General features: G+C 39.8%; 4 protein-coding genes. All 4 read right to left on the bottom strand.

Going from position 1 to position 12,264, the window contains the following annotated elements; genetic code table 11:
• Positions 1–68: 68 nt before the first annotated feature.
• Entirely contained in the window at positions 69–6,347 is a 6,279-nt protein-coding gene (locus CV014_RS28775) for a non-ribosomal peptide synthetase (protein ID WP_236145139.1), read from the bottom strand.
• A 101-nt stretch (positions 6,348–6,448) separates the two neighbouring features.
• Positions 6,449–6,829 carry a nuclear transport factor 2 family protein gene (locus CV014_RS28770; RefSeq protein ID WP_236145138.1) on the bottom strand — a complete coding sequence of 127 codons (381 nt, stop codon included), beginning with the start codon at positions 6,827–6,829 and terminating at the stop codon, positions 6,449–6,451.
• A gap of 55 nt (positions 6,830–6,884) precedes the next feature.
• Positions 6,885–10,112 (bottom strand): amino acid adenylation domain-containing protein, encoded by a 3,228-nt coding sequence (locus CV014_RS28765; RefSeq protein WP_236145137.1) that lies wholly within the window; start codon positions 10,110–10,112, stop codon positions 6,885–6,887.
• 104 nt (positions 10,113–10,216) lie between these two features.
• A partial coding sequence (locus CV014_RS28760) for a condensation domain-containing protein (protein WP_236145136.1) occupies positions 10,217–12,264 on the bottom strand: 2,048 nt, incomplete at its 5' end.

The following is a 12,264-nucleotide window of genomic DNA, read 5'->3' as shown; positions in this document are numbered from 1 at the left end:
GGGCGCAACTTTAAACAATAACATCCCTGTTCCGCAACCAATTTCCCATACTTTTTTGGGTGCAAGTTCTAAATTTGGTCAACTGTTGTATCGCGCCATTCTTGCATGGCCGACTGGGGAATGGGTTTTCCGGTATAGCTATCCTTCCAACCTGCGAGATTCAAAGTTGGATCATCGGTTGGGGTTGTTTGTTGAGTGTAGCTATCATTAAAAACTTGTTCCCACAATTCTACCTGTTCACTTTGGCTGGTATCATTGCCTTCCGTTGTGGGGACGACATAAGCAACTAGACGCTGATCGTGTTCGCTGTCTTCCCGAACTAAAACAACTGCTTCCTGAATTTTAGGGTGTTTGAGTAAAGATGCTTCAATTTCACCTAATTCAATGCGGAAACCCCGCAGTTTGACTTGGTAATCAATCCGTCCTAAGTATTGCAAATTACCATCCGGTAGCCATCGGGCTAAATCACCAGTTTTATAAATTCGCTCAGTTTTACCGCATAATTCCACGTTCAGAAATTTTTCGGCGGTAGTTTCAGGACGATGTAAATAACTTTGTGCTAAACCTGCACCTGCAATGCAGAGTTCCCCAGGAATACCAGGAGGAAGGGGTTGATGATATTTATCTAAAATGTAGATGCGAGTATTGGCGATCGCCTTACCTATAGTTGGTTCATGCTGGGCGTTTTTGGCAACTTTCGTAAATGTCGAGTAAGTGGTGTCTTCAGAAGGGCCATAAAGATTGTAAACTTCTCTGACAGATGTGTTTTGATATAAAGCCTGTACCAAACTATTTTTTAATGGTTCACCAGCTAAATTAATTACCTGTACACTTGCAGGAATAGCATTCATATTTAGCAGTTCTGCCGCCGCACTCGGTACAGTATTAATCAAAGTTATCGGTATCGGACTCTGACTTGCTTGCTCAATGTAGAGTGCATTTTCTACCAAAATCACACTACCACCTTGAGTCAGGGGAACAAAAATTTCAAAAATGGAAAGATCGAAACAAATTGAGGTTGATGCTAAGACACCTGCAAGCTGTTCTGCACTAAAGACTGAATGCGCCCATTTGACAAAGGCTACCGGGCTAGAATGGGCGATCGCCACTCCTTTAGGTCGCCCTGTAGAACCAGAGGTATAAATTATATAAGCTAAATCGTTATTAATGCTGATTGGCTGGGGATTATTTGTTGGCTGTTGAGTCCATGTTTGTTCATCCAAAAATACTACTTGAGCAGTATTTTTCAGTTTTTCTAAGGGAAGTTGTTTTTTCAGTGATTTAGTTGTTAGTAATACCGCCGCATTACTATCTTCGAGCATTAAATGAATGCGTTCTTGGGGATAACTCGGATCAATTGGCACATAAGCCCCACCAGCTTTGAGGATAGCAAATAGACCAATGAGCATTTCTAAGGAACGATCCATGCAAATCGCCATCAGTGGGTTATTAGATATGCTTTGGAGTTGCAAGAGATGATGTGCCAGTTGATTAGCTTTTTGATTGAGTTCTAGATAACTCAGACATTGATCTGCAAACACAACTGCAATCTGATCGGGCGTTTTTGCTGCTTGTGCTTCAAACAGAGTTACCAAAGTATGATTTTGAGGATAATCGGTGTCGGTTTGATTCCAAATTTGTAGTTGTCGTTTTTCTGCTGGGGTGATGATGGGTAGTTGATAAATCGGCTGTTGGGGATTTTGGGTAATTGCTGTCAGCAAAACTTCAAAATGTCCCGCCATGCGTCTAATTGTTGATGCTTCAAATAAATCTGTGGCATATTCCCACATACAATTTAGTTGCTCATCCCTTTCGCTCAAATCCAGCAGGATATCAAACTTAGCAAACGGAAAACTTTGTTCCAAGTATTGAATATCCAGCCCTGGTAAACTCACATTCACCCCAGCCCCCGCAGCATTTTGCAACACCATCATCACTTGGAATAAGGGATTATGACTGAGACTACGTTCTGGTTGTAGTTGTTCTACCAAATACTCAAAGGGAATATCTTGATGAGCATAAGCATCCAAGCAAGTTTGGCGAGTTTGTTGGAGTAAGTTAATAAATCCTTTTTCTGGCTTGATTTTGCTCCGCAATACTAAGGTATTGACAAAAAAGCCAATTAACCCTTCTGTGTGGCTATGGGTGCGGTTAGCGATCGCAGAACCAACACATAAATCTTCTTGGCGGCTGTAACGGGATAGTAAAATATTGAAAGCAGTCAACAGGGTCATAAATAAACTCACTCCCTGTTCTTGACTCAGGTGTTTAAGTTTCTGAGTCAGTTCTTTACTCAGGCGAAATTCTTCACGCTCTCCTTGGTAACTTTGTTGCGCTGGACGGGGATGATCTGTAGGTAACTCCAGTAACCGAGGCGCATCACCTAGTTGTTGTTGCCAATAATTTTCTTGACTGGCTAAAATTTCTCCTTGTAACCAACTGCGCTGCCAAGCTGCATAATCACTATATTGAATCGCTAATGGTGATAGGTTGGGGGTAGAACCCGCAGCATAAGCAGCATAAGCTTGTTCCCATTCCCGCTTAAATACACCCATTGACCAGCCATCACTGATAATGTGGTGCATATTAATTAATAGAACATTTTCCTGTTCGCCTAGTTGCAGTAATTTAGCTCTGAACAAGCAATCAGTATTTAAGTCAAAGGGTTCTTTAGCGTGGATATCTGCTAACTTTTGTACAGTTTCTGCTTGCGTCTGGGAATCAAGTTCTCGTAAGTCTGCAATTGTGAGGACTTCTATATCTTCGATATTTCTAACTACTACTTGCGGTTCTCCCTCCAAGGCAGGGAAATAAGAGCGTAAACTTGTATGCCGTTCTAGCAAATAAGTTAAACTTTGCCGCAGAGCTTCTACATTGAGTTTGCCGTCTAGTTGGAGAGCGATCGGCATATTATAGGTAGAAGAAGTACCTTTTCCTTCCAACTGGGCTAAAAACCATAGTCTTGATTGAGCAAAAGATAGAGTTTTTGGTTCATTTTCTAACTGGGGTGAAATGGGAGGTAAAGCCACACTCGCAGATGCTTTATCAATTTCCCTCGCCAACTCAGATAAAATACTTTGCTCAAATATCTTACGCACAGGTACTTCTACCCCGAAACTATCACGAATTCGGGCAACTAATTGAGTTGCTAATAGGGAATGTCCACCTAATTCAAAGAAATTATCAGAACGTCCAACAGATTTAATTTTTAATAAACCTTGCCATAAAATAACCAATAATTCTTCTGTAGGAGTTACTGGTATTTCCAAATCAGTAGCAGCGTTTGTATTTGGTGCTGGTAATGCGCGGCGATCTAGTTTACCGTTAGCAGTCAGAGGAAATTGATCCAAAACCATAATCTGGCTAGGAATCATATAATTTGGCAAACGATTTTTGAGGTATTCCCTCACTTCAATCTCTAAATTAGCGGTTTTATCTAATCCTGTAATATAGACTAATAATCTAGGATTGCTGTCAGTTTCATATAAAACTACCGCAGCTTCTTGAACTAAAGGATGTTGTAATAAAAGTGATTCAATTTCACCCAGTTCAATTCTAAAGCCGCGTAATTTTACCTGCTCGTCAATACGTCCTAAATACTCTAAGTTACCATCAGCATTCCATCTAGCTAAATCACCAGTTTTATAAATGCGTTCAGTTGTACCGCATAAATCAATTTCAATAAATTTTTCGGCTGTAATTTCGGGACGATTGAGATAACCTCTAGCTAAACCTACTCCGGCAATACACAATTCTCCTGGTATGCCTGGGGGTAATGGTTGATGATTTGCATCTAAAATATAAATACGAATATTAGGCGAAGGTGTACCAATCCGTGGTTTTTTTCCATTGGGTTGACAAAGAGATATTGCTGCAATAGCTGTGCATTCTGTCGGCCCGTAGCAGTTATAAAAACGTCTTCCTGTTCCCCACTCATTCACTAATTCCGCCGGACAAGCCTCACCACCAACGCCGATGGATTGTAAATTGCTGAGATTTGCTTTTGGTAATGTAGCTAAAGCTGAGGGAGGTAAAAATAGATGGGTAATTTGGTGTTCAGTTAAAAAATCAACTAAAGTTTGACTGGGTAATAAAGTTTCTTGATTAGCTAAATATAAACAAGCACCTGCGGATAAAGCAGTAGCAATTTCACCAATCGACAAATCGAAACTAAAAGAACCAAATTGCAGCAAGCGGCTGTGGGGTTGCACTTGAAATATTTCCACCCAACCCAAAGCTAAATTAACAATTGCTTTATGCTCAATCATTACACCTTTAGGTCTTCCCGTAGAACCAGAGGTGTAGATAACATAAGCTAAATTATCAGGTTTAACTTGATGTTTACTTGTTTCCTTCTGCTTCTTCCTTTGCGTCTCTGCGTCTACCCTGCGGGAAGCCGCTATCGCGTCTTTGCGTGAGCTATCTTCCAAATAAACAACTTCAATAGGATTTTCTAAACTCTCTAAAGGTAATTTATCTACTAAAAAACGTTGGGTTAATAAAACTGATATCCCAGAATCTTCTAACATGAACTTAATTCTTTCTGGGGGATAATTGGGGTCAAGTGGTACATAAGCACCACCAGATTTAAGAATACCAAGGACACCAATGATCATTTCTAATGATCGTTCAACAGAAATTCCAATTAAGGTATCTGGTTGAATTTGGTATTTTTCAATTAAATAATCAGCTAATTGCTCGGCTTTTTCATTTAATTGTTGATAAGTTAAAGCTGTTAACTCTTTACTGTTCCCTGTTCCCTGTTCCCTGTTCCCTTGTAAACGGGATTCAAAAACTACAGCTAAATTATCAGGATTTTTTGCGACTTGTTCTTCAAATATTGCAACTAAAGTTTTATCTTGAGGATATTCTGTTTGAGTTTGATTCCAGTTTTGTAGTTGCTGAAGTTCATCCTCTGTCAGCAAGGATAGATTATTGATTGATTGATTGGGATTATCAATAATTTGCGTCAGCAGAACTGCAAAATGTTCTGTCATCTTTTGGATAGTTTCAGCCGCAAACAAATCGGTTGCATATTCCCATTCTCCCGTTAAACCTTGGGGAGTTTCGCGGAAAATCAGCGATAAATCAAAGAATGTTGTGGTGTTTTCCCACTCAAAACGGGTGAGAGTTAAACCAGGAATTTCTAGTTTCTCTGGAGTTCCAGCTTGCAAACCAAAAGCAACTTGAAATAGGGGATGATGAGCAAGCGATCGCTCTAATCCTAATTCATCCACTAATTTCTCAAAGGGTAAATCTTGATGGTCGTAAGCATCTAGAGTTACTTGCTTCACCCTTTGCAGCAATTCTATAAAACTGGGATTTCCTTCTAGGTTGGTACGCAAAGCCAGAGTATTGACAAAAAAGCCAATTAATGGTTCTATTTCTCTACGGTTACGATTGGCGATCGCCGAACCAACGACAATATCCTGTTGTCTACTGTAGCGCGACAATAATAGCGCGAATACCGCCAGTAAAGTCATAAACAAAGTAGTTCCTGACTCCTGACTTAACCGCTTTAATTTTTGTGTTAGTTCTTGATTGATTTCTAAAAACTCGCTGCTTCCCCGAAAACTTTGAACTGAGGGACGCGGTTGATCTGTGGGTAATTCTAACAGTGGTGGGACATCGGCTAATTGTTTTTGCCAGTAACCGAGTTGATTTTGCAGTACCTCTCCTTGTAAGTATTGTCTTTGCCAGTGGGCGAAATCGGCGTATTGTAGAGATAACGTTGATAAAGGAGACGATTCCCCAGCACAAAAAGCTTTGTAGAGAGTGAACAATTCTTGACGGAAAATATCCATTGACCAACCATCACAAACTATGTGATGAATGACCAACAGCAATAGATGAGATTTTTCACCTAGTTTTAACAGCTTGACTCGCAGTAAAGGCGGGTTTGATAAATCAAAAGGCTGTTGTAATTCTGTTGTTGCTAAATGTTGCGCCTTGCTTAATTGTTCTGCTGCTGGGACTTGTCGCCAGTCTAGCACCTGTATTTTCACTTGCGGATGAGCATGAATTACCTGTATAGGTGACTCATCTACCAGAGAAAAACTAGTGCGTAAAACCTCATGACGCTGCACAATTTCTAAAATAGCTTTTTCTAAAGCATGGATATCTAGTAACCCTTCAATTTGCCAGAAAAACGAGACATTGTAGGCACAATTTTCACCCTCTAATTGGTCAATAAACCATAATCTTTGTTGAGCAAAAGACAGAGGAAGACTTTGTTCCCTTGATACCGATGTGAGGATAGGCGATCGCTGCTGCTTTTTGAGTTTTTTTAGAACTAATTCTCGTTTTTCTGGTGATAGGTTTTCAAGACGCTTTAGCAAATCGCTCATAGTATTTATTGTGAAAATTTAATTTTTAAATGAACAATCAAGGTATAGGGAACAAAGAGAATGTTAAATAAATTTAGGATGGCTAATATATTGTGTATAACTTATACTGCTGGTCTAAAAAAATAACTACGTCGAGTTTTAAATTTACCATTCTCAAACGAATAAACATCTGCGAAACGCTCATTAATTTTTGAGCCATTTTTATGTATACCAATAAAATTGCCCCAGCAAGCTCCATAATTATTATCAATTGCAATATATTCAATGTGATGTTTGCCAGAGGCAATAATTCTCTCATATTGGTAAAATCTCAGTAATTTATCAAGCCCAACAAAAGGCTGATAACCAGGGCGTTCATAGATAATATTTTCGTCAAAGCAATTTTTAAGAAAATTCCAATCAGATGAATCAACAGCAGAAAATAAACTAACTATCAATTCTTTTTGATCTGCGACATTCGATAAGGTAATAGTCTGTGACATATTCTTTCTCCTGGGAATTCTGCATTTAGTTAAATCAAATTGCTAAAACTAGTTATCAAAACATTAATTGCTGTGTCACCTCCTCTTCTGATAACTGATCTACCTCTGCTAAAATTCTCGCTAAATCGTCATTTTCTGCTTGCTCAATTTGTTGTTCCATCACTTTTTGAGCAAGTTCAGCAATAGTTGGATTTTCAAATAAATAACGCAAAGGGAAATCTAGATTAAAAACTTCCCTTAAGCGAGAAATTGCTTGGGTAGCTAGTAAAGAATGTCCCCCTAACTCAAAAAAGTTATCGTGAATTCCTACCTGTTGTAGTTTCAGCACTTCAATCCAAATTGTGGCTAATTCTTTTTCGATTGGTGTGCTAGGAACAACAAAATCATTCTCCAGATTTCTTTGTGTATATTCAGGAACAGGTAAAGCACGGCGGTTAACTTTACCGTTAGGAGTTAGGGGTAGTGCTTCCAGAAATACGAAAGCAGTAGGAATCATATAATCTGGAAGCTTTTCCTTGAGGAAATTTCGTAAACTCTTAGGAGTTGGTGTATTACCTTGCGCCACTAAATAAGCTACTAAGAATTTCTTCCCTGGTTCATCTTCTCGCACCATCATTACAACTTGCTGAATGTCGGGATGCTGAATCAAAACAGCCTCAACTTCTGTTAATTCAATGCGAAAACCACGAATTTTGACTTGTGTGTCAATTCGTCCAATAAATTCTAAATTTTCATCAGGTAAACAACGGACTAAATCACCTGTTTTGTAAATTGTATCTCCCAGAATAAAAGGATTGGAAATAAATTTTTCACTAGTTAATTTTGGTTGATTTAAGTAACCTCTAGCAACACTCGCGCCACCTACATACAGTTCACCAACCACACCTACGGGAACTCTATGTAAGTTTTCATCTAGGATGTAAGATGTTCTATCACCGATGGGTTTACCAATAGGAATAGAACTGATATTTTCAGATAGTTGTTGAGGAATGGGATAACAACAGGTAAATACTGTACATTCCGAAGGCCCATAACCATTAATTATTTGAGTTTCTGGTAATAGTTTTAAGGCGCGACGGACATGATCAACAGACAAAGATTCTCCACCTATAAGTAGTTGTTTAACGCCTAATAAACTTTGGGGTGTTTGGTCAATGATGAGATTGAACAAGGCGGAAGTTAACCAGAGTGTATTAACTTTTTGTTCTTGAATAATTTTGCTTAAACTTTCTGGTGTAGGAATTTTTTCGGGATAAAGTACACAGCGTCCACCATACAGCAGTGCTGGCCACATTTCTAAAGTAAGTCCATCCCAAGAAATAGATGAATGTTGTAGCCAAACTTGGTTTCCATCAAAGTGAATATAATCCACCCCAAACATAAAACCTGTAAAGCTGCGATGGGGAACTTCTGTCCCTTTTGGTGTTCCTGTTGAGCCGGAGGTGTAGATAATATATGCTAAATTTTCTGGAGTGACTTCACTAAGTAAATTATCTTGTGAATATTGAGAGATAATTTCCCAGTCTGTATCAAAATTCACTACAGTTTGGTGATTAATTGGGAGTCTATATTGTAAATGAGTTTGAGTTAGCAATATAGGTGTTTGTGTATCTTCGAGAATTAAAGCTAGTCTTTCAGTCGGATAAGCTGGATCTATTGGTACATAAGCTCCACCAGCTTTGAGAATAGCGAGTATCCCGATAACCATTTCTAGGGAACGCTCAACACAAATTCCCACCCTGACTTCTGGTTTAACTCCCAATGATTTTAAATAATGAGCTAATTGATTGGCTCGGTGATTTAATTCTTGATAAGTTAAATTTTTTTGTTTATATGTAAGTGCTATTGCATCAGGTGTTTTATTTACCTGTTCCTCAAATAAAACATGAAGACATTTATAATTAAAAGAATCTCCTGTTTGATGATTCTCTAGCTGAATTAATTGTGCTTCTTCTTCTACACTGAGTAATGATAATTGAGCAATTTTCTGTTGTATATTAGCTGCTATGTTTGTGAGTAATGTTTGGAAATGCCCAATCATTCTGTTAATAGTTTGCTCATCAAAGCAGCTAGTATCGTAAACAAACCTGCCAGAGAATTGAGCAGCAGGATTAATTACTAATGTCAGAGGATAATTAGTGCGTTCAAAACAACTAATTAGCTGAATTTCTAAAGTTTTCTGAGTTGCTTGCTTACTTGAATCTACTGGATAATTTTCAAACACCAAAAGACTATCAAACAGTGACATTCCCCCAGTAATATCACTCATTTGTTGAATTTCTGCTAGAGAACAATAAGCATACTGTTCCTGTTCTAAAGCTTGGGTTTGTAATTGCTTGAACCAAGTTAATAATGCCGTACTGGCTGTAATTTTTAAGCGCACTGGTAGGGTATTAATTAATAGCCCTACCATTGAATCTACCTTTTCTAGAGTTGCGGGACGACCGGATACAGTTGCACCAAAAACCACATCATTTTCCCCACTGTAGCGGGAAATTAGTAATCCCCATGCGCCCTGCACTAAATTATTCAAAGTTAAATGGTGCTGTCGCGCCACAGATTGCAATTTTTCAGTTACCGACGGAGATAATTGAAAATGTTGTTCCTTGTATCTTCCCAGTCCCCAATCCCCAGTCCCCAGTCCCCAATTTCCCAATAAAGTAGGAACTTCTAAACCTTGGAGAGTTTTGCGCCAAAAGTTTTTTGCTTGCTCAATATCCTGTTGCTGTAACCACTCAATATATTCTCGGTAGGGGCGAACTCCAGGGAGACGCAAATTTTCACCTCGCTGATTAGCTTCATACAAAGCTAAAACTTCTTTGAGAACGATTTGCATTGACCAGCCATCAAAAAGAATGTGATGATGACTCCAAATAAACTGGTGGGTTTGCTCTCCTAATTGAATGATGGTAAAGCGCATCAGGGGGGCTTGATTGAGAGTAAATCCCTTTTGGCGATCGCTTTTTAACCACTCTTCTAACTGCTGCTGTTGTTCATCAGGTGCGAAATTCCGCCAATCCAGCTTCTCCCACGGAAGATCCACCTGCTTACTCACCACTTGCAAGGGTTTTTCTATCTCTTCCCAATAAAAGGAACTGCGTAACACTGAATGTCTCGCCACAACCTGTTCCCAAGCTGTTTGGAACGCCGGAAAATTCAACTTCCCAGAGAGTATGCAAACTAACTGCTCAAAATAAACTTCTGACTCTGGTGCATAAAGGGTATGAAACAACATCCCTTGTTGCATAGGTGAAAGTTCATAAAGGTCTTCGATGTTTTGCATTATTACCTCTGGGTTGGGGACTGGGGATTGGGGACTGGGGAATTGGGAAAAGTAGACAAGGGAGAAAAACTATTGACTATTGACTGTTGACTATTGACCATTGACTACTTTTTGCTAATTTTGGTGAGGAATTTATCTAGTTGTTTTTGGTTGAGTTTGGCGGCAGAAAAGTCGGAGGGGGTGTAGCTTTGGGTGTCTTTTGATTGACAGTGAAGGATGATATTTGTTAGGGATTCTATGAATTTTGAAGCTAATTTCTCAATGGTGTCTCGTTTGTGAATTTTATCGCTATAACTCCAGGTCATTTCTAGTTTTCCTGCACGAATAAAGCCGCTTATTCCTAACAGGTGAGAGCGTGTATTGAGTGGACTTTGTTCTGATTTGAATTCTTGGGCTGCACCTAAGTTTTCAGATGCTCTCAGCACTTGATCAAATTGACCAAGGTAGTTAAAACTAACTTGCGCTGGTGGTCGGAAGGCTAATTTTTCGCGGATGGTGGTGTTTGCGTGCAGATATCGCAATACGCCATAACCGATTCCTCGGTTGGGAATTTGTCGTAGTTGTTCTTTGACTGACTTTAAAGCGTCTCCTAAATTTTCATGGTCTTTGAGTTGTAACCCGACGGGAAATAAGGTGGTAAACCAGCCAACAGTCCGAGACAAGTCTACATCTTCAAATAAGTCTTCTCTTCCATGTCCTTCTAAATCGATGACTAAAGAATTTTCGCCTGTCCACTGAGCAAAACTTTGTACTAAGGCTGTTAAAAGTACGTCGTTAATTTGAGTATTGTAGGCGGAAGGGACATCTTGTAACAGGGCGCGGGTTTGTTCTTCAGTCAAAGCTAGTGATACAGATGCGGTTGCGGCGATGGTGTTATTTTCGTTACCAGATGGATAGTCTACTGGTAAGGGGTTTACTGGGATATCCGATTGATTGAGCCAGTAATCCAACTGTTTGACGGCTTCGGTTTGGGCGTATGATGTTAAGCGATCGCTCCAATATTGCCATGATGTTGTCTTAGCTGGTAATTTAATCGCGTCGCCTCGGCTAATTTGTTGGTAAGCAGTGGCTAAGTCTTCCAGTAAAATCCGCCAGGAAACTCCGTCAACGGCTAAGTGATGGATGATGCAGAGTAAACGACTGGGGCGATCTCTTCCTAACTGGAATAAGGCGAATTGTGCGATTTTTCCGGTGCTTAAATCCAAACTCGCCTGGAGTTCAGCATCTTGAGCTTTGATAGCAACGTCTTGTTCTGCTGGTGCAAGATGGGATAAATCAAAAATGCTTAGTGGTACAGTTTCTTGGGTGGTGTGAATTTGCAACCAGTTTTCCCCTTGCTGCACAAACCGCAGACGCAAAGCATCGTGATGTAATAACAGTTGTTCTATTACCTGCTGTAATAACTCAGGTTGTACATCTGTTGGTACTTCCAGTAATGCTGACTGGTTAAAGTAATTGGTTTGGGGTAATTTCTGCTCGAAAAACCACTGTTGAATCGGTGTTAATCCCACAGCACCAGTTACTAATCCCTGTTCAGCATTGATTTGGCGAGTGATACCCGCTACAGTGGCTAATTCAGCAATAGTTTGATATTTGAATAGCTGTTTAGCTGCTATTTGGATACCCACCTGATTAGCTTTAGAAACTAACTGAATACTGAGAATTGAATCTCCACCCAGTTCAAAATAGTTGTCGTGAATGCCAACATTTTCTATTCTGAGAACTTCCGACCAAATCGCTACTAATTTCTCTTCTATGAGTGTGCGGGGTGCTGCAAATTTATCTTCCGCACTACGAGAAAAGTCAGGTGTTGGTAAAGCCCGATAGTCTACCTTTTGGTTAGGAGTCATCGGAATGCTTTCCAGCAACATAAACGCCGCCGGAATCATGAAATGCGGGAGTTTCTGCTTGAGGAAATCACGCAATTCGTCCACGGAACCTAACCCCCTAGCCCCCTTCCCTATAAGGGAAGGGGGAACATCTGAAGCCTCTCTCCTTGTAGGGGAGAGGTTTGGAGAGGGGTTTTGCGGTACAACATAAGCCACCAGACGCTTTTGTCCAGGAACTTCTTCATGAGCAATAACAACAGCTTGGAATACTTGAGGATGTTGTCTTAATACTGCTTCAATTTCGCCCAACTCTATGCGGAAAC

The sequence above is a fragment of the Nostoc sp. CMAA1605 genome (assembly GCF_021596505.1).
Taxonomy (GTDB): domain Bacteria; phylum Cyanobacteriota; class Cyanobacteriia; order Cyanobacteriales; family Nostocaceae; genus Trichormus.
The sequence above is the reverse complement of the archived record's forward strand: the minus strand, read 5'-3'. Positions and strand labels throughout refer to the sequence as shown.

What these genes read in the sequence shown, in the direction of transcription:
- CV014_RS28770 (WP_236145138.1), bottom strand. Translation starts at nt 6,829, where the DNA reads ATGTCACAGACTATTACCTTATCGAATGTCGCAGATCAAAAAGAATTG.
- CV014_RS28765 (WP_236145137.1), bottom strand. Translation starts at nt 10,112, where the DNA reads ATGCAAAACATCGAAGACCTTTATGAACTTTCACCTATGCAACAAGGG.
- CV014_RS28775 (WP_236145139.1), bottom strand. Translation starts at nt 6,347, where the DNA reads ATGAGCGATTTGCTAAAGCGTCTTGAAAACCTATCACCAGAAAAACGA.